This window comes from Campylobacter lari (genome assembly GCF_001017575.1).
In the GTDB taxonomy this organism is placed as follows: Bacteria; Campylobacterota; Campylobacteria; order Campylobacterales; family Campylobacteraceae; genus Campylobacter_D; species Campylobacter_D lari_C.
This window is the reverse complement of record NZ_CP011372.1, coordinates 408979-435218: the sequence shown is the minus strand read 5'-3', so window position 1 is coordinate 435218 and position 26240 is coordinate 408979. Positions and strand designations below refer to the sequence as shown.

Below are 26240 nucleotides of genomic sequence, written 5' to 3'. Positions count from 1 at the left end.
GAGTTTAAAACTTGTCTTTAACTAAAAGCTAAAGAAAAGATAGCTAGGTTTTATCCTTTAACAAGTCCTGTAAAATTGTTTTTATTAAAACTTGCTTGTGACTCTTAACAATGATAATTCAAATAACATTAAATAACTAATCTAATATATAAAATATTCTATTATTTATTTAGCTTAGGTCTTAAAACCTAAAGGAAGTATATATAAAGAGTTTAAATAATTTAAAAACATAAGTAATAAATTATTTTACTTTACTTATTACTTTATTATTAGTTATATACTTGCTTTAAGTTTTAAAACTTTATTATATGATTGATAAACAAATCTTTTTTATGGTGGGCCTAACAAGACTTGAACTTGTGACCTCACCCTTATCAGGGGTGCACTCTAACCAGCTGAGCTATAGGCCCTTATAAATGGTGGAGAATAGCGGGATCGAACCGCTGACCTCCTGCGTGCAAAGCAGGCGCTCTCCCAGCTGAGCTAATTCCCCAAAATTAGCTTTTCATCAATCTTTGAAATCTAAACAAGGATGATTGAGTCTATATATGAACTGATAGTTGTGAGACTTATCAGTTTGTACTCTAGAAAGGAGGTGATCCAACCGCAGGTTCTCCTACGGTTACCTTGTTACGACTTCACCCCAGTCGCTGATTCCACTGTGGACGGTAACTAGTTTAGTATTCCGGCTTCGAGTGAAATCAACTCCCATGGTGTGACGGGCGGTGAGTACAAGACCCGGGAACGTATTCACCGTAGCATGGCTGATCTACGATTACTAGCGATTCCGGCTTCATGCTCTCGAGTTGCAGAGAACAATCCGAACTGGGACATATTTTATAGATTTGCTCCACCTCGCGGTATTGCGTCTCATTGTATATGCCATTGTAGCACGTGTGTCGCCCTGGGCATAAGGGCCATGATGACTTGACGTCGTCCACACCTTCCTCCTCCTTACGAAGGCAGTCTATTTAGAGTGCTCGGCCGAACCGTTAGCAACTAAATACGTGGGTTGCGCTCGTTGCGGGACTTAACCCAACATCTCACGACACGAGCTGACGACAGCCGTGCAGCACCTGTCTCTAAGTTCTAGCAAGCTAGCACCCTCTTATCTCTAAAAGGTTCTTAGGATATCAAGCCCAGGTAAGGTTCTTCGCGTATCTTCGAATTAAACCACATGCTCCACCGCTTGTGCGGGTCCCCGTCTATTCCTTTGAGTTTTAATCTTGCGACCGTACTCCCCAGGCGGTACACTTAATGCGTTAGCTGCATTACTGAGATGACTAGCACCCCAACAACTAGTGTACATCGTTTAGGGCGTGGACTACCAGGGTATCTAATCCTGTTTGCTCCCCACGCTTTCGCGCCTTAGCGTCAGTTAAGTTCCAGCAGATCGCCTTCGCAATGGGTATTCTTGGTGATATCTACGGATTTTACCCCTACACCACCAATTCCATCTGCCTCTCCCTCACTCTAGACTACCAGTTTCCCAAGCAGTTCAACGGTTAAGCCGTTGGATTTCACAAGAGACTTGATAATCCGCCTACGCGCCCTTTACGCCCAGTGATTCCGAGTAACGCTTGCACCCTCCGTATTACCGCGGCTGCTGGCACGGAGTTAGCCGGTGCTTATTCCTTAGGTACCGTCAGAATTCTTCCCTAAGAAAAGGAGTTTACGCTCCGAAAAGTGTCATCCTCCACGCGGCGTTGCTGCGTCAGGGTTTCCCCCATTGCGCAATATTCCCTACTGCTGCCTCCCGTAGGAGTCTGGACCGTGTCTCAGTTCCAGTGTGACTGATCATCCTCTCAGACCAGTTAAGCGTCATAGCCTTGGTGGGCCATTACCTCACCAACTAGCTGATACTATATAGTCTCATCCTACACCGAAAAAACTTTCCCTACTCAACTTGTGTTAAGCAGGAGTATAGAGTATTAGCAGTCGTTTCCAACTGTTGTCCTCTTGTGTAGGGCAGATTAACTATACCTTACTCACCCGTGCGCCACTAATCCACTTCTAGCAAGCTAAAAGCTTCATCGTTCGACTTGCATGTATTAGGCACGCCGCCAGCGTTCACTCTGAGCCAGGATCAAACTCTCCATAAAAAATAATTGGATAAGTTTAATCTTTTTCTTCAAAGAAAAAGTTGATTGTTAAGATTTAAAAATAAATCTTTCTGGCTCAATCGATCACTTATTTAGATTTCAAAGATTGACTATAAGATTTGATTAACAATATTAATAATTTAAAGAACAAATACTAAAAAATTAAGACAAAAAGTCTTAGCTTTTTAAAACCCTTTCGTTTAAAAAGGAAATGAAATTATAGCAATAAAAGCTTAAAGTTTTATTAAATAGATTATATATTTAAAGGAATTTGTTTTAGGATAAAAAAAAAAAGGGGGGGGGTATTTGCTTATAACATGTAGTAGAGTTTTTAGTAAAAATAATGGAAAATAAGTTATTATAAAAAATGTGGGAATTTTGTGTCAAATATAAAGAAAATAATATTTTAAATATAAATATAAATTAAGAAAATGAAAGAAAAAATAAATAGTTAAAGATAAAATATGATTAGATAAATTTATGATCAAAATATATGAAAACAATAATATTGATTATGTTGCAAGACAATATAGGTATATTATCTTTTTTGTTTATTAAGAAGATTCACACTTAGTAAAACAATAAAACTAAAAATTAAAAGTATGAGACTATAAATATGAGCTGTGGTAAAATCTAAATTTTCCATACTTTCATATATAGCAATACTAGCTACTTTTGTTTCTCCACTTAAAGAACCACCTATCATTAATACTATACCAAACTCGCCCATAGTATGTGCAAAACTTATTACTAAAGCACTGAGTATAGCTGGTTTAATACTAGGTAAGATTACTTTTAAAAGCGTAATGAAAGAATTTTTTCCCAAAGAAAAACTAGCTTCTATAATATTTTTAGAAATCGTAGACATTGCATTATATAAAGGATTAAACATAAAAGGTAAAGAATAAATACAACTTGCTATTACCAAACCTTCAAAGGTAAAAGCTAAAGTGATATTAAAATATTTTTCTAAAAAACTACCAAAAAAAGAGTATTTTGAAAATAAAATCAATAAGTAAAAACCAACAACAGATGGTGGTAAAACTAAAGGTAAGGTTATTATGGTTTCTAGAATTTTTTTTGCTCTAAATTGCTTAAAAGTAAAAACCCAAGCAAGGGGTATGCAAAAACAAAACAAAATTATACAAGTAATAATAGAAAGTTTTATGGAAACTAAAAAAGGTGTCCAATCTATACTTAATAATAATTGTGTCATTGTTAAAACTTTCTCAAGTCAAAAAAGACTTGAGATTATTTTCCTAAATTTGGCTCCATTTCTATAATTTTCCAAGGAAGTCCTTGAGTATTTAACTCATCCATGAAAGGCTTGGCATCAAATTCTTCCATGTTAAACACACCTTTTCCTTGCCAAATTCCTTTAGCAATTAACTTTGTTCCTATCATTGCAGGAACTCCAGTAGTATAACTCACAGCTTGTGCTCCGGTTTCTTTAAAGCATTCTTCGTGATTACAAACATTATAAATATAAACTTGTCTATCTTTTCCATCTTTTACACCGCGAATCACACAACCTATATTAGTATAGCCTTTGGTGCGAGGGCCTAAACTAGCAGGATCAGGAAGTAGTGTTTTTAAAAATTCTATTGGTATTATTTCTTTGCCTTGATGCATAACAGGCTTAATACCTAGCATGCCAACATTTTCAAGACATTTCATATGAGTTAAATAGCTTTGCCCAAAAGTCATAAAAAATCTTATTCTTTTTAAACCTTTGATATTTTTTACTAAGCTTTCAAGCTCCTCATGATAAAGTAAATAGCTATCTTTTACCCCTACTTCAGGATAATCCCATTCCATTTTTATTTCCATAGGTTCAGTTTCTATCCATCTACCATTTTCCCAGTAACGACCTTTAGCAGAAACTTCTCTTAAGTTAATTTCAGGATTAAAATTAGTTGCAAAGGCATAGCCATGATCTCCTGCATTACAATCTAATATATCTATATAATGAATTTCATCAAACAAATTTTGCTGTGCATAAGCACAAAATACATTAGTAACACCTGGATCAAAACCGCTACCTAAAAGTCCTAAAATTCCTGCTTGTTTAAATTTATCATTTCTTGCCCATTGTTCTTTATATTCAAATTTAGCTAAATCAGGATGTTCATAATTTGCAGTATCTATATAGTGAATATTAGCTTGAATACACGCATCCATTAAGGTAAGATCTTGATAAGGTAAAGCTACATTTAATAAAATTTCAGCTCCTGTTTTTTTGATAAGTTCTACAACAGCAGCAGTGTCGTCTGCATCTATTTGCTCAGTTTGAATTTCTATACCCAAACGCTCTTTTATAAAAGCTGCTATTTCATCACATTTACTTTTAGTTCTACTTGCTAGAGTTATTTTGCTAAAAACATCACTATTCATTGCACATTTTACAGTCGCAACACGACTTACACCGCCTGCACCTATAATCAAAAGATTTTTCATCATTTTTCCTTAAATTTTTTAGAAAATTGTAACAAAAAAACTTTATAAAGCATTGAAATAAAAAATAAAAAATAATTTTTATAATGTTTTTTTAAAATAAAACAAGTAAAATGATAGTTTTTTAAATTTTTAAGGACACTTATGAATTTACAAAGTGTAGAACTTTCTTATCCTATTATTATTACTTTTATTACCTATGCATTTTTAATGCTTTTTATAGGTTTTTATTTTTACAAAAAAAATCAAAACAGTAAAGATTATTTTGTTGGTAATGCTTCCATGGGACCTGTAATATCTGCCTTAAGTGCAGGTGCTTCTGATATGAGTAGTTGGCTTTTAATGGCTTTTCCTGGTGCTTTATATGCAGCTGGCTTGGGGCAAATTTATATAGCCATAGGCTTAAGTTTTGGTATGTTTTTAAACTGGACCTTTGTTGCTAAAAGATTGAAGATTTTTTCTCAAATAGCTAAAGAATGTATTACAATTCCTGATTTTTTTGAAAGCCGTTTTCATGATGATAAGCATATTTTAAGAAGCATTTGCGCAATAGTTATTTTAGTATTTTTTACTATTTACATTAGCGCTGGATTGGTAAGTGGCGCTAAGCTTTTTGAAAGCGTATTTAATTTACCTTATATTTTTGCTTTAAGCATTGGATTTTTAGTTATTGTTTTATATACTTTTTTAGGTGGTTATAAAGCCGTATGCTGGACTGATATGATACAAGGACTTTTAATGATGAGCTCATTAATCATCATTCCTTTTGTGATGATTTTTGAACTTGGTGGCTTTGGTGAAGCCTTTTCTACTATAAATGATGTAAAACCGCAAGCCTTTGGTTTAGACGGTGGTGGTTGGCTAGTCGTGGTATCGACCCTAGCATGGGGGCTTGGTTATTTTGGCCAACCTCACATTTTAATCCGCTTTATTTCTATAAAAAATGTAAAAGAAATTCCTACTGCAACTTTTATAGGTATAACTTGGATGGTAATTTCTTTATTTGGTGCTGCTATGATAGGATTTTTAGGTATTGCTTATATAGCCAAATTTAATCTTACTTTAAATGACCCTGAAAGAATATTTATTGTAATGTCTCAAGTGCTTTTTAATCCTTGGGTTGCAGGAATTTTACTCAGTGCAATTTTAGCAGCTATAATGAGTACTGCGAGTTCTCAACTACTAGTATGCGCTTCTAGCTTGGTGCAAGATTTTTATACACAAATCTTAAAAAGAAAAACAAATGATAAAAATATTACTTTATTATCACGTCTAGGTGTTTTAGCTGTTGCATGTGTAGCTTTTATACTTTCACTTGATACTCAAAGTCAAATTTTAAGTATAGTTTCTTACGCTTGGGCTGGTTTTGGTGCTAGTTTTGGAAGTGTTATTTTATTTTCTTTATTTTATAAAAATATGAGCAAAGAAGGTGCTATAGCTGGAATGGTTAGCGGAGCTTTAACTGTTATATTTTATAAACATTTTGGCTCAAATTTTATAGCAATTTATGAAATCATCCCTGGATTTTTAGTTGCGAGTTGTTTTATTGTGATTTTTAGCATAATTTTTAAAGCAAAAAAACATACAATAAAACACTATGAAAAAATGTTAAAAGAGATTTAAATGTTTAAATCTTTTTTTTATTCAAAAAAATGGGCATTGTGGGCTTATTTGGGTTTGTTTTTTTTGCTAGCTTCTTTACTCGCTCAAACTTCCATTAATGTTGCAATAAATGAATGGTATAAAGAATTTTATGATGTTTTACAAGATGCAAAAAATCACAGCATAGATGACTTTTATCATTTTATTAAGCAATTTTTATATTTAGCATTGCCTTATGTATTAATCGCTACTATCACACAATATTTTGGAAGTATTTATGCCTTTAAATGGCGTGAGGCTATGACTTTTGATTATATTAAATTTTGGCAAAAAAAAGATGACAATATAGAAGGTAGCTCACAAAGAATTCAAGAAGATATTTATAATTTTTCAAAAATCATAGAAAGCTTAGGATTGGCTTTTGTTAAGGCAATTATGACTTTAATTGCTTTTGTGCCAATTTTGTGGATGTTAAGCGCGCATGTTAATTTACCTATCTTAAAAGACATTAATGGCTCTTTAGTATGGATTGCATTTTTGGTTTCTTTAGGAGGTCTTGTTATATCATGGTTTGTTGGCATTAAATTACCCGGACTTGAATATAACAATCAAAAAGCTGAAGCTGCTTTTAGAAAAGAACTTGTTTTTGCTGAAGATGATAGAAAAAATTATGCGAGCGATGAAAGTATTTTAAGTTTATTTACCGGACTTAAAATCAATTATAAAAGATTATTTTTGCATTATGGATATTTTAATATATGGCTTTATCTATTTGAGCAAATCATGGTTATAGTGCCTTTTTTAATCATGGCTCCAAGCTTGTTTTTAGGACTTATACAACTTGGAATTATCATACAAGTTGGCAATGCTTTTGATCAAGTTAGATCTTCATTTAGTATTTTCATCACCAACTGGACAACTATCACGCAATTGCGCAGCATTTATAAACGTTTAGATGAATTTGAAAAAAATATTGAATACAGAAAACATTAAATTAATTTAAAATATATCATTTATTTTAAGCTAATTTTATAGTTTTGATTTGATATAATTTTGCAAAAATTTTATTAAAGGAGTTTTTTTGGACCCCAGTCAATCTTTAGACTTAAATCAAACATTACCCGCTGTTGCCTCAATTGATGTAGGCTATTCTACTTTTATGATTCTTGTTGCATTAGCTTTAGTGCTTTTAAATGGATTTTTTGTTTTATCTGAATTTGCTATTGTTAAAGTACGTAGATCAAAACTTGAAGAAATGGTAAAAGAAAAAAAACGTAATGCAAAAAAAGCTTTAGAGGTAACTTCAAAACTAGATACTTATTTAAGTGCTTGCCAACTTGGTATTACGCTAAGCTCTCTTGCTCTTGGTTGGATAGGTGAACCTGCTATTGCTAAAATTCTTGAAGTTCCTTTGGCAAATTTAGGCTTAGCTCCGGCATTAATTCACACCATAGCATTTATTATTGCTTTTGCTATTATCACATTATTGCATGTTGTATTAGGTGAGTTAGTTCCAAAAAGTGTTGCTATCGCTATTGCAGATAGAGCTGTTTTATGGATTGCAAGACCATTGCATTTATTTTGGTTGCTTTTCTTACCTTTTATCAAAACATTTGACTTTTTAGCTGCAATTTCTTTAAAAGTTATAGGTATTAAACCTGCTAAAGAACATGAATTAAGCCACTCTGAAGAAGAGATTAAATTTATTGCAAGTGAAAGCCAAAAAGGTGGAATACTGGATGAGTTTGAAACTGAAATCATACGCAATGCTGTTGATTTTTCAGATACAGTAGCAAAAGAAATCATGACACCTAGAAAAGATATGATATGTCTTAACAAACAAAAAAGCTATGAAGAAAATATGCAAATAGTTTGTCAATACAAACATACACGCTTTCCATATATAGATGGTTCTAAAGATATCATTTTGGGTATGGTACACATTAGAGACATCATGCAAAATGAACTTAGCAAAGATAAGAAAAATTTAGATGATTTTTTAATCAAAATGATCTTAGTTCCAGAAAATATCAGCATATCCAAAGTTCTTTTCATGATGAATAAAGAACAAGTACACACAGCATTAGTAGTAGATGAATATGGTGGTACAGCCGGTCTTTTAACCATGGAAGATATTATGGAGGAAATCGTTGGAGATATTAACGATGAACATGATGATTCTAGTCCACATTTTAAAAAACTTGCAGAAAACATTTATGAATTTCAAGGAAGATATGAAATTAGTGAAGTAGAAGAAATGCTTGATATACGCTTTAATGAAGAACTAGAACAAGTCACTATAGGTGGATATGTTTTCAATCTCTTAGGACGCTTACCGGTGGTTGGAGATAGAATAGAAGATGAATTCTGCTACTATGAAGTCAAAAAGATGGATGGCAATAGTATAGAACGTATTAAAGTTGTACGCAAAAATACTGATGAAGAAGAGTGATAAACTCTTCTTTTTACTCTCATACAACCCTCGCAATCTTATTGATTCTAACCACAAGGAAAATATATACAATTACAAGATAAAATTAATCAATTTATACAAGAATGCAAAAGCATTGTGATATCTTCTTTAAATTTAAATAATCAAACAGTAGCTCATATGTACCCATTATATGACTTTTATATTTATATTAGTGAAATTTGCTGAGTATTTTGAAGGAATTAAGTGCAACAATAAAAACATAGAAATTATGTTTATAGAAGATGAAAAAGATTGCATGTCAATCTTTGCAAGAAAAAGACTTAAATTTAGAATAGAATGTATAGAAATAACAAGAGATAATCAACTCTTTGAGCAAGTATTAAATGCTTATGAAAATAAAAACAATAAAAAATAATCCAAGTTATTAAGAGTACACAACATTTTCATTTATTTCAACTTATACTGAAAAATGGAAGATATGTTAAAGGTTTTGAAAAAGCATATGAAATTAATGAATGAGTAATTAATTTAATTAATTCAAAAGGACATAAATAATTCAAGATGAGCAATAAGCTCATCTTGATAAATTTAGCCGTTTCTTTTCTTGATAATTTCTTCAGAAACATTTTTTGGAACTTCATCATAGTGATCAAATTCCATAGAGTAAGTAGCACGACCTTGAGTTTGACTTCTAAGATCAGTTGAATAACCAAACATTTCAGCCAAAGGACAAAATGCTGTAATAATTTTATTACCACCTCTTTCATCCATTGAATTTACTTGACCACGGCGTTTATTTAAATCACCAATAACATCACCCATGTATTCTTCTGGAGTTTCAACTTCAACTTTCATCATAGGTTCTAAGATTACCGCACCTGCTTTTCTAGCACCTTCTTTAAAGCCCATAGAAGCTGCAAGTTTAAATGCCATTTCAGAAGAATCCACTTCGTGGTAACTTCCGTCATAAACAGTTACTTTAACATCTTCAACAGGATATCCTGCTAAAACACCGTTTTGCAATGCTTCTTGAACACCTTTATCAACTGCTGGAATATATTCTTTTGGAATTACGCCACCTTTGATATCATTTACAAACTCATAACCACTACCTGGCTCAAGTGGCTCAAGTCTTAAGAATACATGACCATACTGACCACGACCACCTGATTGTTTAGCGTATTTGTATTCTTGCTCAACTGTTTTTCTAATAGTTTCACGGTAAGCAACTTGAGGTTGACCAACTTCTGCTTCAACTTTAAACTCACGAAGCATTCTATCAACGATAATTTCTAAGTGAAGTTCACCCATACCTGAGATGATAGTTTGACCGCTTTCTTCATCTGTAGAAACTCTAAAGCTTGGATCTTCTTGAGCTAATTTATTTAAAGCAATAGACATTTTTTCTTGATCTGCTTTTGTTTTAGGCTCAACAGCAACTGAAATAACAGGATCTGGGAAATCCATTCTCTCTAAAATAACTTTATCTTTTTCACTTGCTAAAGTATCACCGGTTAGTGTATCTTTAAGACCAACAACCGCTCCGATTTCTCCTGCGTATAAAGTTTTAATCTCTTCTCTTTTATTAGAGTGCATTTTCAAAAGACGGCCAATTCTTTCTTTTTTATCTTTTGTTGAGTTGTATGCATAAGAACCGCTTTCTAAACTTCCTCTATATACACGAACGAAAGTTAATTGTCCAACAAAAGGGTCGGTCATAATTTTAAATGCAAGACCTGCAAATTCACCATCATCAGTTGATTTTACAGAAACTTCTGTACCATCTTCATATTCACCTTTGATATTAGCAACTTCATCAGGAGCTGGTAAATAAGCAACAACAGCATCAAGCAATGGTTGAACACCTTTATTTTTAAAAGCTGTACCACAAAGCATAGGAACCATAGAAAGACTTAAACATCCTGCTTTAATACCTGCTTTGATTTCTTCTTGAGTAAGTTCTTCACCGCCTAGATATTTTTCCATTAACTCATCGCTTGTTTCAGAAACCGCTTCTATCATTTTTGTACGATATTCTTCAGCTTTTTCTTTAAGCTCAGTTGGAATTTCTTTTTCTACATAATCAGTCGGCTTGTTTTCATCTTCCCATACCAAAGCTTTCATGGTAATAAGATCAATTACACCTTTGAAATTATCTTCAGCGCCAATTGGAATTTGAAGTGGAACTGGGTTGCCTTTTAAGCGATTTTTAATTTGCTCTTCAACATTAAAGAAATTTGCACCAATTCTGTCCATTTTATTTACAAAAACAATTCTTGGAACACCATATTTATTAGCTTGTCTCCAAACAGTTTCTGATTGTGGTTGAACTCCACCTACTGAACAAAATACCGCAACAGCACCATCTAAAACACGCATTGATCTTTCAACTTCGATTGTAAAGTCAACGTGGCCTGGAGTGTCTATAAGATTAATTTGGTGATTTTTCCAAAAACAAGTTGTAGCAGCAGAAGTAATTGTAATACCTCTTTCTTTTTCTTGCTCCATCCAGTCCATTGTAGCTGCACCATCATGCACCTCACCAATTTTATGACTCATACCTGTAAAGAAAAGAATTCTCTCACTAGTAGTTGTTTTACCAGCATCAATGTGAGCTGCAATACCTATATTTCTAACTCTTTTTAAAGGAGTACTTCTTGACATGCTTTACTCCTCTTACCAGCGATAATGAGCAAATGCTTTATTAGCTTCTGCCATTTTGTAAGTATCTTCTTTCTTCTTGAATGAAGCACCTTTACTATTAGCTGCATCTAATAATTCAGCTGCTAATTTTTCAATCATAGTTCTTTCACTTCTTTTTCTAGCAAAAGAAATAATCCATCTTATAGCTAAAGCTTGTTGTCTAGCTGGGCGTACTTCTACTGGAACTTGATAAGTAGCACCACCAACACGACGAGATTTAACTTCTAATAAAGGCTTGATATTTTCAATAGCATCATTAAAAATTTCTATACCTTTTTTTTCTCCACCTTTTTTATCGATAGCTTCTAAAGCACCATACATAATAGTAGTAGCTGTGCTTTTTTTACCATCATACATTAAAGAATTAATGAATTTTGTGATTACTTTGTTTCCATAAATCGGATCTGGCAAGACTTCTCTTACCGGAGCTTTTCTTCTTCTCATAATTTTCCTTCAAATTTATAATTTTACTCAAACAAAATCAAATCTAACGGATTTGTCTGCAATCTTATTACTTAGCTACTGCTTTAGGGCGTTTTGCACCATATTTAGAACGAGAAACAGTTCTTTTTGCAACACCTGCAGTATCTAAGGCACCACGAACAATGTGATACTTAACACCTGGTAAGTCTTTTACCCTACCACCACGCACTAAAACAATGCTGTGTTCTTGTAGGTTGTGACCTTCACCACCGATATAACTAATAACTTCAAAGCCACTTGTAAGTCTTACTTTGGCAACTTTTCTTAACGCTGAGTTTGGTTTTTTAGGAGTTGTTGTATAAACCCTAGTACAAACTCCCCTTCTTTGTGGGCAATTTTTAAGCGCTGGTGATTTAGATTTTTCTAAAACTTTTTTGCGCTCTTTTCTAACCAATTGATTTATGGTTGGCACAGTAATTCCTTTCATTAATAAAATAATAAACTTTGGATAATATCTAAATTTTACTTATAAAATTATAAACTATTAAGGTTTTCTTGGAGTTTTTCTAAAAACAAATAAACGTGATAAGCATCATTGGTGGCATGATTAACATTAATACTAAAAGGAATGAGAATTTTTTATTTTCTTTTATAATCTTTCCACTTGCTATAATCTAGGAAAGAAATTTTGCTCTTTTTTGGCAAGCATAAAGAAAAACTCTTAAAAGTTATCCAAGGAATAGTAAAAATATTAAAAAAATTATCTATAGGTTCTTTTAAAAACATACTTTTATTGCTTTTTAATAATTGTTTATCCTCTTCATATAAAGATAAAAAATCATTTAAATTTTCTTTATAGAAAGTCCAAAGAACAGAAAAAGTTTTAGAGTCCTTATGAAAAATAGTATAAGAAGGATGGATAATATCATAACATATTAGTTGTTTGTTTTGATCTAAACTAAATTTAAAATTATCAAAAGAATTTATACTTTTACTAATAGTGTGGATAAAACAAGGATAGAATTCATAATTATTGTTTTTAATAAAATAACAAAAAGAACTAATATCTAATTTGACAGTAATTTCAAACGAGCAAGGGATATTTTGAGTATAAAAGTTAAAATGTTCTTTTCTTTTATATTGTTCTAAATCAATTATTTAAACATAAAATACTTTAAAAAATCCTAGCAAAATTGCTAGGATTGAAAATTAATTTTGTTGCTTAAGCTTTAAATTTTGATCTCCATAAAGACCCGTACCAACAGGAATCATACGACCTAAGATTACATTTTCTTTTAGATCTTCAAGATAGTCAAATTTACCTGCAATACTTGCTTCTGTTAAAACTTTTGTTGTTTCTTGGAATGAAGCAGCTGAAATCACACTATCACTTCCAATAGCTGCTCTTGTAACCCCAAGCAATACAGGCTCAGCTACAGCGGGTTCGCCACCGTATTTTAAAATTCTTTCATTTTCTTCTCTGAATTTTCTTCTTGAAACCAAATCTCCCACAATAAAGTTTGTATGACCACTATCAACAATTTTTACTTGTCTTAGCATTTGCGATACGATGATTTCAATATGCTTATCAGAAATCACAACACCTTGACCACGATAAACTTGCTGAATTTCAGAGATAAGATAATAATGCAACGCTTTTTCACCTAAAATTCTAAGCACATCATGACTTGAAATAACTCCATCGGTTAATTTCTCACCCGCATGGATAAATTCACCATCTCTTACTTGAATGCGTTTTGATTTATCTATCAAATACTCTGCACTACTTCCATCTTCTGCTTGAATAATGATTCTTTCTTTTGATCTTAAAGGTTTATCAAATCTAACAACCCCGTCAATTTCAGCCACAACAGCAGTATTTTTTGGCTTTCTTGCTTCAAATAATTCAGATACCCTTGGAAGACCTCCAGTAATATCTTTTGACTTAGCCGCTGCCTTTGGAGTTTTAGCTAAGATATCAGCTTGTTTAACCTTATCGCCATCATTTACATAAATAACAGTTTTTGGCTCTAGTTGATAACGCACTACTTTGTCATTTTCACCTATAATTAACAATGCAGGACGCACTCCACTTGGTAAATACTCATTAATAACAAGTGATCTTTTACCCGTTGCTTCATCAATTTGCTCATCAGCACTATAGCCTGATTCAATATCTTCAAAATTAATTGTACCTGCAACTTCTGCAATTACAGTATTATTATACGCATCCCATTCAGCAATAATGGTTTTATCTTCTTTGCTTGATTTTGCTATGATGGTTTTAGGATTATCCACAAAAGCACTATCATCAAATTCAATCACAGATTCTCTTGGTATATAATGTCTTTTTGCTTCTCTATCATTTTCATCAGCAATAACAACAAAAACACCTTTTTCTTTAACCACATCACCTTTTTTTAGATTTCTAATTCTATCTAAACCGTCCCCTTTAAGCATATAAAACTTCAAAGTACCTTTTGCGCCAGCTATAATATCTTGAGTGATAGGATCACCATCTTTTACTAGCAATTCACTCGCATAAGGAATACGATTTGGTATATTCCAACCCTCTTTGATTACTTCTACAATACTTTCATTTTCAGCTACTTCAGCACCATCACTATATGGAATATATAATTTACCTTCTATATTACCACTTACACCCGCAAGTTCGTTAGCTTTTGCTAAGTCATACTTTCTTAATATAAATTTAGCTTCATTGTTTTTTGCTTTAACGCTAACCACCACATCTTCATACGCATGCTCAATATGGATAGTTCCTTTAAATGGAGCTTTGATTTTTGGCTCAACAAGTAAAATAGCAGCATTGCGGTGATTAGCCACTATAGTTTTGCCTTGTCTATCTTCATAGGTATTAAGATTATAAAATCTTACAAAACCTTCTTTGTGTGCTACTACTTGGCGATCTTGTAAATCTGTACTAGCAGTACCACCACTGTGGAAAGTTCTTAGCGTAAGCTGTGTTCCTGGCTCACCGATTGATTGAGCAGATATAATACCTACAGCTTCACCTGGTTTAACTAATTTGCCTTCACCTAGGTTAATACCATAGCATTTAGAACATACGCCTTTTTTAGCTTTACAAGTAATAGGAGTTCTAATGCTTACACTCTTTACTCCACTTTCAACAATAATTCTAGCTTTTTCCTCATCTACTAAAGTACCTTCTGAGAATAAAATCTCATTAGTAATAGAATCAATGATATTTTCAGCTAAAACTCTTCCTAAAATTCTTTCTTCTAAGGTTTCAATTACAACACCATCTGCGGTAATTTCATTAATCTCAACACCCTCATGTGCGCCACAATCTTCCATTGTAACTTTTACATTTTGTGCCACATCGATAAGTTTTCTTGTCAAATAACCTGCATTTGCTGTTTTTAAGGCTGTATCTGCAAGACCTTTTCTAGCACCGTGAGTTGAAATGAAATATTCAAGAACGTTAAGTCCTTCACGGAAGTTTGAAATAATCGGTGTTTCAATAATAGAACCATCAGGTTTAGCCATAAGACCCCTCATCGCAGCAAGCTGTGAAATTTGAGCTGCTGAACCCCTAGCACCAGAATCTGCCATCATATAAATAGAGTTAAATCCTTCTTTGTCTTTTTTAATTAACTCCATCATATCTTTTGATAAGACATTATTAGTACTTTTCCAAATATCAATAATCTTATTATATCTTTCACCTGAAGTAATCAAACCTAAATTATATGAATTTTGGATTTCTCTTACTTGTTTTTTAGCTTCTTCTATACTTTTTTGCTTTTGATCAGGCACAATAATATCAGCAATTGAAATAGAAATACCCGCTTTTGTTGCATATTCAAAACCAAGATCTTTTAATTTATCTAAAAAGCTAGCACTTACTTCAAGGCCACCTTCTTTATAAACATAATCAACCAAAGCTGCAATATCTTTTTTCTTCATGACTTTATTCCACATATTTTCAGGAACAAAATCAGGTAAGATAGACTTAATGATTAATCTTCCCGCAGTTGTTGTGATTTTTCTACCATCAACCACACTTCTAATACTTGCATGAATATCTAAAGATTTTGCTTCTAGGGCAATCATAACCTCTTCAATACCTGTACAAATTTTATGTTCACCCTTAGCACCATCTTTTTCTAAAGATAGATAATAAATCCCCAAAACCATATCTTGAGAAGGCACAGTCACAGAACGACCACTTGCTGGAAGCAAGATATTCATAGATGAGAGCATTAATACTTTACACTCAGCTATTGCTTCTTGCGATAAAGGCACATGCACAGCCATTTGGTCTCCGTCAAAGTCAGCATTAAACGCTGCACATACTAATGGATGAAGTTGAATTGCCTTGCCCTCTACAAGCACAGGGTGAAATGCTTGAATAGAAAGTTTATGCAAGGTTGGAGCACGGTTAAGCATTACAGGATGACCTTTAACAACTTCTTCTAAACACTCCCAAACTTCGTTGGTTTTATTTTCTATCATTTTTTTAGCTTGTTTTACAGTGGTAGCATAACCTTTTTCTTCAAGTTTAGCTAATAAGTGTGGCTTAAATAATTCTAAAGCCATTTTTTTAGGTAAACCACATTGATCCATTCTAAGTTTTGGTCCAACAACAATAACACTACGACCTGAAAAATCCACCCTTTTACCAAGTAGATTTTGTCTGAAACGACCTTGTTTACCTTTGATGATTTCACTTAAAGATTTTAATGGACGTTTATTTGCACCTTTAACCGCATTTGCTCTTCTACCATTATCAAATAAAGCATCAACTGCTTCTTGTAGCATTCTTTTTTCATTTCTAATGATAATTTCAGGCGCATCAAGCTCCATAAGTCTTTTTAAACGTGTATTTCTATTAATAACTCTTCTGTATAAATCATTCACATCAGAAACTGCAAATTTTCCACCATCTAAAGCTACTAAAGGTCTTAAATCAGGTGGTAATACAGGTAAATTTGTAATCATCATCCACTCAGGACGATTAGGTACCACTTCATCAATATTTGTATTGCTATTTAAATTGCTATTTAAGAAATTTTCTACCACTTTTAAACGCTTGATGATAGTTTTTTTCTTTGCTTCTGAATTAGTTGCTGCAATATCTTCTTTTAGTTTATTTAAAAGCTCTACAAGATCTAAATTTGCTAGCAAATCTCTAACAACTTCACCACCCATTCTAGCTTTAAATCCACTACTTTCATAGCGCTGCATTAAATTTAAATACTGCTCTTCATTTAATACATCACAAAATTCAACTTTTTTAGTATTTTCGTTATCATAGTAAGCATCACCTGGATTTTCTACTATATATGCTTCATAATACAATACGCGTTCTAAGTCTTTCATCTTTACACCAAGCAAAGTACCGATACGACTTGGTAAAGAATTTACATACCAAATATGAGCCACTGGAGTAACTAATTCAATATGCCCCATTCTTGAACGACGCACTTTAGAACTAGTAACTTCAACACCACATTTTTCACACTTAATGCCTTTGAAGCGCATTTTTTTATACTTACCACAAAGACATTCATAATCTCTTACTGGTCCAAAAATTTTAGCACAAAAAAGCCCGTCTCTTTCAGGCTTTAAGGTTCTATAATTAATCGTTTCTGGTTTTTTTACCTCCCCATAAGACCATGATTTGATTTTTTCAGGACTTGCAAGTCTTAATTGAAAAGCTTCAAAGTCTCTAGGTCTGCCATCTTCTTTTATTTCGATAGGTTTAAATTTACTCATTATTCTCATCCTTATCAAAAATCTCAACATCTAAAGCAAGAGATTTTAATTCATTTGTAAGTACAAAGAATGTTTCTGGAATACCTGTTGCTGGAACATTCTCACCTTTTGTTAAAGCTTTATAAGCACTAAATCTACCTTCAACATCATCAGATTTTATGGTTAACATTTCTCTTAAAGTATGAGCTGCCCCATAAGCTTCAAGAGCCCAAACCTCCATCTCACCAAATCTTTGTCCACCAAATAAAGCCTTACCACCAACTGGTTGTTGTGTTACAAGACTATAAGGTCCGGTACTTCTTGCGTGAACTTTTTCATCTACTAAGTGGTGTAATTTAAGCATATACATACATCCAACATGTACACGCTCTGCCATTTTTTCGCCAGTTCTTCCATCATAAAGTTCGCTTTTTCCATCCATAGCTATTTTAGCCATTTCAAAAAGCTTACCAAATTCTTCAACCGTTACACCCTCAAATACAGGAGTAGCAAATTTTACTCCTTTAGCCCAATCTCTAGCATAAGAAATAAGTTGCTCATCATTTAAAGTTTGTACAAATTTCTTTTCTAGCTCAAGTCTAGATACACTGCAAATTTCAAGAATTTTTTCGCGTAATTCTTTTACAAAATCTTTTTGTTTTCTATCAAAAATTTCTTGAATTTGATCACCTAATTTCATACCAACAATTCCTAAGTGACTTTCAAGAATTTGCCCTATATTCATACGGCTTGGAACCCCTAGAGGATTTAAAGCTATATCAATAGGTCTTCCATCAGGTAAATATGGCATATCAACTTCTGGAACGATATTAGATACAATACCTTTATTTCCATGGCGTCCTGCCATTTTATCCCCAACTTTTAATTTTCTCTTAGTCGCAATATATACTTTAACAAGTTTTACTACTCCACTTGGTAAAATATCATCTTTTTCTAAAATTTCTAATTTTTCATCATGTTCTGTTTTAAGCTTTTTCTTCTCATTTTGGAAATGGTTTTTTAAATCATCATATTCTTTTTGCACTTCTTTAGAATAAGCCTTAACTAAAGAATTTAATGCAAAACGATTGATTTTTTCTAATTCTGTAATTTCTACTTTGGAACCTTTTTTATATTTAACACCATTTATTTCTTCATCTGAATTTAAAGGCGACTTAGAAAGCAAAGAACAAACCCTTAAAGTTTCTTCTCTATCCATCATTAAAAGTCTATCATGATGTTCTTTTTCAAGGTTTAATTTTTCATCATCATAAGCTTTTATAGCGCGTGCATCTTTTTCATAACCTTTTTTAGTAAAGATTTTCACATCTACAACAACACCTTCTAGTGAAGCAGTTGCATATAAAGATTTATTTACAACATGTCCTGCTTTTTCACCAAAAATAGCTCTTAATAATCTTTCTTCAGGTGTAGGTTTTACTTCACCTTTAGGAGAAACTTTACCTACTAAAATCATGCCAGGCTTAATATGGGTTCCTATTTTAGCAATACCACTCTCATCAAGATGTGCTAAATCCTCTTCTTTTACATTTGGAATATCTTTTGTAATTTCTTCTACACCGTCTTTAAGTTCTCTAGCCTCTACTTCTTTTTCATAAATATGAACACTAGTAAAAGTATCTTCACGTAAAATTTTCTCACTAATTACAATAGCATCTTCATAGTTATACCCATGCCATGGCATAAATGCGATTAAAGCATTTTTACCAATAGCAAGTTCACCTTGATCCATACTTGGACCATCTGCAATGATTTGACCTGCTTGAACAAATTCACCTTTTTTAACAATTGGATGTTGAATAAAAGTTGTATTTTGGTTAGTTCTTAGATTTTTTTCCATTTTGTAATGATCTATAAATGGTCCATTTTCATCCTCACCCAAAATGAAAATATTTTTATTATCAACTTTTTCTACAATCCCTGCTCTTTTAGCTTTAATAGCTTCCCAAGCATCACGCGCAATGATTTTTTCCATACCAGTACCTACTATAGGTGCTTGCGCAGTTAGCAAAGGCACTGCTTGACGTTGCATGTTTGAACCCATCAAAGCTCTGTTTGCATCATCATGCTCTAAGAATGGAATCAAAGATGCTGCAACCCCTACTATCATACCCGAACAAAGGTCAATCAAATGCACTTCTTCTCTTCTTGCTAAGATTGTTTCACCATCTTGTCTTGCTTCAACAAATTCCTCAACAATATTACCCTTTTCATCAATTTTTGTTGAAGCTGCTGCGATCACTAAACCTTCTTCTTGCGTAGCGGTTAAATAAACGATTTCATTGCTTACTTTACCATTTTCTACCTTCTTATAAGGTGCTTCAACAAAACCCAAATCATTTACTTTAGCATAAGTTGAAAGTGTATTAATCAAACCGATATTTTGACCTTCTGGGGTTTCAACAGGACAAATTCTTCCATAATGCGTTGCATGGACATCACGCACTTCAAATCCTGCTCTTTCTTTTACCAAACCACCCTCGCCAAGTGCAGATAAACGACGCTTGTGAGTTACTTCACTCAATGGGTTTGTTTGATCCATAAATTGAGATAATTGACCACCGGTAAAAAATTCCATAATTGTTACAGTAATGGTTTTAGGATTGATCAAATCATAAGGCATTACTTTGTCAATATCCGCATTTAAAGCCGTAAATTTATCTCTAATAGATTTTTGCATTTTAGCAAGACCTACATGAAGTTCATTCGCTAAAAGCTCTCCGATTGATCTAATACGACGATTACCCAAGTGATCTCTATCATCGATATGACCTCTACCATTTTTTACTTTAATTAGATATTTTGCAGTTTTTACTATGTCCTCATTAGTTAAAACTGTAACGTATTCAGGCGTATCTAAACCTAATTTATGGTTCATTTTCATACGACCAACTTTTGTTAGGTCATATCTTTCAGGATTGAAAAACAAATCATTCACAAAAGCTTTTGCAGCATCTTTCACTACAGGCTCACCTGGTCTCATCACTTTATAAATTCTAATAGCTGCTAAATCATTTTCATCTTCTATATTTTCTGTTTGTTTTAATAATTTTAAAGTTTCATTATCTTGAATAAAAGAATTAATAATAGCAGCATCTACTCCATTAGCTAAGTCGTTTGCAATATCAAACTGTTTTTCTTCTTTAATTTTTGCTAGTTTTCCCTCATCTAATAGTGTTAAAGAATCATATAAAACTTCACCGGTTTCTTTATTAATGATAGGATTAGCTAAATATCTATTTGTTAAAATTTCAACTGGATATTCAACCCATTTAACACCATCTTTTACAAGCTGTTCTGCTTTTTTCTTTGTCATTCTTTTACCAGCTTGATGAATTACATTGCCTTTTTCATCTTTTAAGTCATATTCAACTCTATCTAAAAAGTCATTTGGATTAAATTCGGTTAAGAATTTATCTTTTTTTACATGAATAGTTTGTATAGGGTAGAATAATTTTATAATATCTTGTTTTTTATAACCAAGCGCTCTAAATAAAATTGTAATAGGCACTTTTCTTCTTTTATTGATACGTACATAAAGTACATCTTTAGCATCATATTCAAAATAAAGCCAAGAACCACGATCTGGTATAATTTGAGCTGTATATACTAATTTATTTGCAACAGTAGAACTTTCTTCTTCTTTGAAGATAACACCTGGACTTCTATGAAGCTGATTAACTACAACCCTTTCTACTCCGTTGATAATAAAAGAAATTCTATCTGTCATTAAAGGAATTTCTCTAATATAAATTTCTTGTTCTTTAATATCTTTTATACCAATTTTCTCACCCGTTTTTTCATCTTTTTCATGTAAAGTTAAACGGATTTTCATTTTTAAATTTACAGAATAAGTCAAGCCTCTTTCCATACACTCTCTAATGGTATATTTAGGCTTACCTACTTCACTACTTACATATTCTAAACTTAATCTATTTTGCGGATCATGGATTGGAAAGATAGATTTAAATACTTTTTCAATTCCGCTTTCTGAATTTTTTGCATCTAAATTTAAAAAATAATCAAAACTCTTTTTTTGTAATTGTAATAAATTTGGAATGTCTATTTGTTGTGGAACATTCGAGAAGTCTATTCTTAAACGATTTCCTGATTGTGAATTTAACATATTATTATACCCCATGGTAAAAGTATTGAAAGAAAGAATCCTTAATTAAAGGAAAACAAGAAAGGATATATAATCCTTTCTTTTAAAAAACAAAAAATTATTTAAGCTCAACCTTAGCGCCAGCTTCTTCAAGTTGCTTTTTAGCTTCTTCAGCTTCAGCTTTGCTAACACCTTCTTTAAGAACTGATGGAGTTTGCTCAACTGCGTCTTTTGCTTCTTTTAATCCAAGACCAGTTAATGCACGAACAACTTTAATTACGTTGATTTTTTTATCACCACCATCTTGTAATACAATATCAAATTCAGTTTTTTCCTCAGCAGCACCGCCAGCAGCACCTGCAACAGCAGCACCTGCAACCATAACTGGAGCAGCAGAAACACCAAATTTTTCTTCAAATTCTTTTACTAATTCTGAAAGCTCAAGAACACTTAGGTTAGAAATAAATTCTAATACATCTTCTTTAGTAATTGCCATTTTTTATCCTTTTTATAATTTTATTCAGCTTCTTTTTTTTCTTTTAATGCATTTAATCCAATTGTGAAATTGGTGATTGGTGCATTCCAAACTTGCAAAAGCATAGCAAGTAATTCATTGCGAGAAGGCATTTTAGCTAAAGCTTTAACTTTATCTACAGAAGCAACTTCGCCTTCGATAAATGCAGTTTTGATCTCAAATGCTTGATTAGCTTCGCTAAATTTATCAGCAACTTTTGAAACATTTAATTGGTCTTCACCCCAAAGATAAATATTAGTATCTTTAAGTTCCATTCCATCTTTGCCGGCATTTTTAAGAGCAATACTTGCTAAAGTATTTTTAATAATTTGAACTTTAACATCCATTTCTCTCGCATTATTTCTTAACTCTTCAAGTTTTTTAGTGTTTAAACCCTTATAGTTACAAACTACAACAGCTTCACTAGCTTTAAAACCTTCTTCAAGTTTAGAAACAAGTTCAACTTTTTGGCTTTTAGTCATCTTTACTCCTTTCCGACCGGTGATTTCAAGCAGAGCAGAAAATCTAATTAAGTCCTAGGACCTCGGCTATCTCCAATCTAAGATAAAAATTAGATAAAATAAAAGTTATTATCTTATCTAATTTTTATTAATGAGAGTAAAACTCTCATTAATTTTATTTTGTATCAAGTAATTCTTGAGTATCAAGAGAAAGAGAAGGACTCATAGTTAAAGAAAGACTAGCATTTTTAATATATCTTCCTTTTGCAGCAGCTGGTTTGTGTTTATTAATAGCTTTTACAAATGCTGTCATATTTTCTTTTAATTGCTCTTGAGTAAAGCTAACTTTACCTAAACCTGCATGGATATTTCCTTGTTTATCAACACGGAAGTTAACTTGACCATTTTTAGCATTATTCACAGCTTGTGCAACATCCATTGTCACAGTACCTGTTTTAGGATTTGGCATCAAACCTTTAGGCCCTAAAATACGACCTACTTTACCAACTAAACCCATCAAATTTGGAGTAGCAATTAAAACATCAAAATTCATATTTCCTTTTTGAATTTCTTCTACTAAATCATCACTACCAACTATATCAGCACCTGCATTTTTTGCCTCATCAGCTTTTGCATCTTTTGCTATAACAGCAACACGCACTTTTTTACCTGTACCACAAGGTAAAACTACACTACCTCTTACCATTTGATCTGCATGTCTTGGATCAACATTTAATTTTAAAGCAATTTCAACTGTTTCATCAAATTTAGCAGAAGCAAGAGTTTTAACTGTACTTATTGCTTCATCCATTAAGTAATTTTTATTTGAATCAATTTTTTTTAATAATTCTGTAAATCTTTTAGTATTTTTAGACATTAATTTTTCTCCGCATTTTATATAAAGTGCTACCGCCTTTTTAAACTCTTGGCGGTAAAGAGTATTAATCTACGATTTCAACACCCATAGAACGAGCAGAACCCATAATAATCTTAGCAGCTTGCTCTCTATCTTTTGTGTTCATATCAGCTATTTTTTTATCAACAATTTCTAAAACTTGTGCTTTAGTTAATTTACCTACTTTGTTTTTTAAAGGATTATCCGCACCTTTAGAAATACCTGCAGCTTTTTTGATTAAATCTGTAGCTGGTGGTTGTTTTGTGATAAATGTAAAGCTTTTATCTGCATAAACAGTAATAACAACTGGAATATTAAAACCAGCCATATCTTTTGTTCTTTCATTAAATGCTTTACAAAATTCCATAATATTAACACCTTGTTGACCCAAAGCAGGACCAACTGGAGGTGATGGATTAGCCTTAGTAGCAGCTATTTGTAATTTTATTTCTCCTACGACTTTTTTAGCCATAACCTTTCTCCTTTACTTGCTATATTATCAAACTATTTTTTCAACTTGAGAGTATAAGATCTCTACTGGAGTTGATCTACCAAATATTGAAACATTTAGTTTTAAAACTCCTCTAACCATATCATATTCTTCTACAATACCTACAAAGTTTGCAAAAGGACCTTCGGTTATTCTTACACTTTCTTCTTTATCAAATGAAATTTTAGGTTTAGGTGCTGCTTTATTTTTCACCTTTTCTAAAATAAGATTGATATCTTTTTCACTCAATGGGGTTGGTTTTTTACTTTCCCCTATAAAACGACCAACTTTTGGCAAAGATTGAATTTTATGCCAAAGTTCTGTTGATAAGTCAATATTGGCAAACACATAGCCTGAATATAAACTTCTTTCGCTTATTTTTTCTTTACCATTTTTAAATTCGATCACATCTTCAGTTGGAACAATCACTTCTAGCAATTGTTCTTGAATTCCATGATCTCTAACTAAATTTTCTATGGCTCTTTTTACAGCCATTTCACTACCTGCATAAGTTTGAATTGCATACCATTTATGATTCATTATTTTATCCTATAATCTTAGATAATGAAAATGACATAATCAAGTCAACCAATGCTAAAAATAATGAAACAACAGTAACAACTACAAAAACTGTAATATAAGCATTTCTAACTTGCTCTTTCAAAGGCCAAATAACTTTTGATAATTCAGCTTTTGACAATTTAAAATAAGTTATTAGTTTTTCCATATTTTACCTTATTTTGTGGCAGGGCAAGAGGGATTCGAACCCCAACCATCGGATTTGGAATCCGGCGCTCTACCGTTGGAGCTATTGCCCTAAGGGCTTTTATATAAAAGCCTTAACTTTTTAATTTAACTTCTTTATGAACTGTATGTTTTTTTAATCTTGGGCAATATTTTTTTAATTCTAATTTTTCAGTTGTATTTTTACTATTTTTAAAAGTACTGTAATTAATATCACCGCACTCTTCACATTTCAAGCCAACTTTAATTCTCATTTTTATTCCTTAAAAAGCGAGATAAAATCTCGCTTATGATTATTTAATAATTTTAGATACAACACCTGAACCAACAGTACGGCCACCTTCACGGATAGCAAAACGAGTACCTTCTTCAAGTGCAACTGGTGCAATAAGACTTACAGTAATTCTAACATTCTCACCTGGCATAACCATTTCAACGCCTTCTGCAAGTTGGATAGAACCAGTAACATCTGTTGTTCTTACATAGAACTGTGGTCTATAGTTATTAAAGAATGGAGTGTGACGACCACCTTCATCTTTATTTAAAATATAAACTTCTGCTTCAAAGTCAGTATGTGGAGTAATTGATTTTGGCTTAGCAAGAACCATACCACGAAGAACATCTTCTTTCTTAGTACCACGTAGAAGAACACCTACGTTATCACCTGCTTCACCTTGATCCATTTCTTTTCTGAACATTTCAACACCAGTTACTGTAGTGCTTTGTGTTTCTCTAATACCAACAATTTCAATAGTGTCACCAACTTTAACAACACCTTTTTCAATTCTACCAGTAACAACTGTACCACGACCTGAAATTGAGAATACGTCTTCGATTGGCATTAAGAAATCTTTATCTGTATCACGAGCTGGAGTTGGGATATACTCATCAACTGCTGCCATAAGATCTAGGATTTTTTTAGACCATTCACCATCTTGTCCAGCTTTTGCTTCTTCAAGAGCTTGTAAAGCAGAACCTGAAATAATTGGAGTGTCATCTCCTGGGAAGTCATAAGAACTTAATAGTTCTCTAATTTCCATTTCAACTAATTCTAATAATTCAGCATCATCAACCATATCAGCTTTGTTCATGAAAACAACGATATATGGTACACCTACTTGGCGAGAAAGTAAGATGTGCTCTCTAGTTTGTGGCATTGGGCCATCTGCAGCAGAAACAACAAGAATAGCACCGTCCATTTGAGCAGCACCAGTAATCATATTTTTAACATAGTCAGCGTGACCTGGGCAGTCTACGTGAGCATAGTGACGATTTTCTGTTTCATACTCAATGTGAGAAGTTGCAATAGTAATACCACGCTCTTTTTCTTCAGGAGCATTGTCGATATTATCATAATCTTTAAGCTCAGCCAAACCTCTTCTTGAAAGAACAGCAGAGATAGCAGCTGTTAAAGTAGTTTTACCGTGGTCAACGTGACCAATAGTACCAATATTTACGTGAGGCTTATTACGTGAAAATTTTTCTTTAGCCATCTTTTTCCTCCATATAAAATTTACAAACAAATACTAATTTATGTTTTATAATCTTTT

Annotated in this window: 20 protein-coding genes, 3 tRNA genes and 1 rRNA gene; 4 read left to right on the top strand and 20 right to left on the bottom strand. The window is 32.6% G+C overall.

Going from position 1 to position 26240, the window contains the following annotated elements; genetic code table 11:
* Positions 1-333: 333 nt before the first annotated feature.
* From CD56_RS02300 to CD56_RS02280, 5 genes are all read right to left on the bottom strand, one after another.
* Positions 334-410, bottom strand: a tRNA-Ile gene (locus CD56_RS02300).
* Positions 411-417: 7 nt separating this feature from the next.
* Positions 418-493, bottom strand: a tRNA-Ala gene (locus CD56_RS02295).
* 95 nt (positions 494-588) lie between these two features.
* Positions 589-2102, bottom strand: a 16S ribosomal RNA gene (locus tag CD56_RS02290).
* A 538-nt stretch (positions 2103-2640) separates the two neighbouring features.
* On the bottom strand, positions 2641-3318 hold the full coding sequence (gene modB, locus CD56_RS02285; RefSeq protein ID WP_047208067.1) for a molybdate ABC transporter permease subunit: 678 nt from the start codon (positions 3316-3318) through the stop codon (positions 2641-2643).
* Between the two features lie 35 nt (positions 3319-3353).
* Complete coding sequence (locus CD56_RS02280) at positions 3354-4559, bottom strand: saccharopine dehydrogenase family protein (RefSeq protein WP_047208066.1); 1206 nt, start codon at positions 4557-4559, stop codon at positions 3354-3356.
* Positions 4560-4700: 141 nt separating this feature from the next.
* Here CD56_RS02280 and putP point away from each other — a divergent pair, with 141 nt between their 5' ends.
* The 4 genes from putP to CD56_RS08255 all read left to right on the top strand — a co-directional run bounded on the left by putP (position 4701) and on the right by CD56_RS08255 (position 9007).
* Positions 4701-6179 (top strand): sodium/proline symporter PutP, encoded by a 1479-nt coding sequence (putP, locus tag CD56_RS02275; RefSeq protein WP_047208065.1) that lies wholly within the window; start codon positions 4701-4703, stop codon positions 6177-6179.
* Positions 6180-7151, top strand: coding sequence for a putative transporter (locus CD56_RS02270; RefSeq protein ID WP_039617759.1), 972 nt, complete (start codon positions 6180-6182; stop codon positions 7149-7151).
* Between the two features lie 88 nt (positions 7152-7239).
* Positions 7240-8610 (top strand): hemolysin family protein, encoded by a 1371-nt coding sequence (locus CD56_RS02265; protein ID WP_047208064.1) that lies wholly within the window; start codon positions 7240-7242, stop codon positions 8608-8610.
* Positions 8611-8782: 172 nt separating this feature from the next.
* Positions 8783-9007: a hypothetical protein gene (locus CD56_RS08255; RefSeq protein WP_144411977.1), complete on the top strand. Its 225-nt coding sequence runs from the start codon at positions 8783-8785 to the stop codon at positions 9005-9007.
* Between the two features lie 173 nt (positions 9008-9180).
* On the opposite strand, the gene fusA is transcribed toward CD56_RS08255, so the two are convergent.
* The 15 genes from fusA to tuf all read right to left on the bottom strand — a co-directional run bounded on the left by fusA (position 9181) and on the right by tuf (position 26183).
* Positions 9181-11256 carry an elongation factor G gene (gene fusA, locus CD56_RS02255; protein WP_047208063.1) on the bottom strand — a complete coding sequence of 692 codons (2076 nt, stop codon included), beginning with the start codon at positions 11254-11256 and terminating at the stop codon, positions 9181-9183.
* 12 nt (positions 11257-11268) lie between these two features.
* The gene (rpsG, locus tag CD56_RS02250) at positions 11269-11739 is read right to left on the bottom strand and encodes a 30S ribosomal protein S7 (RefSeq protein WP_012661188.1); all 471 of its coding nucleotides are present in this window, start codon (positions 11737-11739) and stop codon (positions 11269-11271) included.
* 67 nt (positions 11740-11806) lie between these two features.
* Positions 11807-12190, bottom strand: coding sequence for a 30S ribosomal protein S12 (gene rpsL / locus CD56_RS02245; protein WP_047208062.1), 384 nt, complete (start codon positions 12188-12190; stop codon positions 11807-11809).
* Positions 12191-12357: 167 nt separating this feature from the next.
* On the bottom strand, positions 12358-12873 hold the full coding sequence (locus CD56_RS08520; protein WP_407712418.1) for a CatA-like O-acetyltransferase: 516 nt from the start codon (positions 12871-12873) through the stop codon (positions 12358-12360).
* A 54-nt stretch (positions 12874-12927) separates the two neighbouring features.
* Entirely contained in the window at positions 12928-17481 is a 4554-nt protein-coding gene (gene rpoC / locus CD56_RS02240) for a DNA-directed RNA polymerase subunit beta' (protein ID WP_039628075.1), read from the bottom strand.
* Positions 17474-21607 carry a DNA-directed RNA polymerase subunit beta gene (gene rpoB, locus CD56_RS02235; RefSeq protein ID WP_047208760.1) on the bottom strand — a complete coding sequence of 1378 codons (4134 nt, stop codon included), beginning with the start codon at positions 21605-21607 and terminating at the stop codon, positions 17474-17476. The genes rpoC and rpoB overlap by 8 nt, the downstream gene beginning before the upstream one ends.
* A 97-nt stretch (positions 21608-21704) precedes the next feature.
* On the bottom strand, positions 21705-22082 hold the full coding sequence (gene rplL, locus CD56_RS02230) for a 50S ribosomal protein L7/L12 (RefSeq protein ID WP_012661184.1): 378 nt from the start codon (positions 22080-22082) through the stop codon (positions 21705-21707).
* 20 nt (positions 22083-22102) lie between these two features.
* On the bottom strand, positions 22103-22582 hold the full coding sequence (gene rplJ / locus CD56_RS02225) for a 50S ribosomal protein L10 (RefSeq protein ID WP_039617749.1): 480 nt from the start codon (positions 22580-22582) through the stop codon (positions 22103-22105).
* A 154-nt stretch (positions 22583-22736) separates the two neighbouring features.
* A complete protein-coding gene (gene rplA / locus CD56_RS02220; RefSeq protein ID WP_039617747.1) occupies positions 22737-23438 on the bottom strand; it encodes a 50S ribosomal protein L1 in 702 nt (233 codons plus the stop codon).
* A 64-nt stretch (positions 23439-23502) separates the two neighbouring features.
* Positions 23503-23928 (bottom strand): 50S ribosomal protein L11, encoded by a 426-nt coding sequence (rplK, locus tag CD56_RS02215; RefSeq protein WP_012661181.1) that lies wholly within the window; start codon positions 23926-23928, stop codon positions 23503-23505.
* 27 nt (positions 23929-23955) lie between these two features.
* Positions 23956-24489, bottom strand: coding sequence for a transcription termination/antitermination protein NusG (gene nusG / locus CD56_RS02210; protein ID WP_087684660.1), 534 nt, complete (start codon positions 24487-24489; stop codon positions 23956-23958).
* A 1-nt stretch (position 24490) separates the two neighbouring features.
* Positions 24491-24673: a preprotein translocase subunit SecE gene (gene secE / locus CD56_RS02205; protein ID WP_039617745.1), complete on the bottom strand. Its 183-nt coding sequence runs from the start codon at positions 24671-24673 to the stop codon at positions 24491-24493.
* 16 nt (positions 24674-24689) lie between these two features.
* A tRNA-Trp gene (locus tag CD56_RS02200) sits at positions 24690-24764 on the bottom strand.
* 21 nt (positions 24765-24785) lie between these two features.
* Positions 24786-24944: a 50S ribosomal protein L33 gene (gene rpmG / locus CD56_RS02195; RefSeq protein ID WP_039617743.1), complete on the bottom strand. Its 159-nt coding sequence runs from the start codon at positions 24942-24944 to the stop codon at positions 24786-24788.
* Between the two features lie 39 nt (positions 24945-24983).
* Positions 24984-26183 (bottom strand): elongation factor Tu, encoded by a 1200-nt coding sequence (gene tuf, locus CD56_RS02190; RefSeq protein ID WP_039617742.1) that lies wholly within the window; start codon positions 26181-26183, stop codon positions 24984-24986.
* Between the last annotated feature and the right edge of the window lie 57 nt (positions 26184-26240).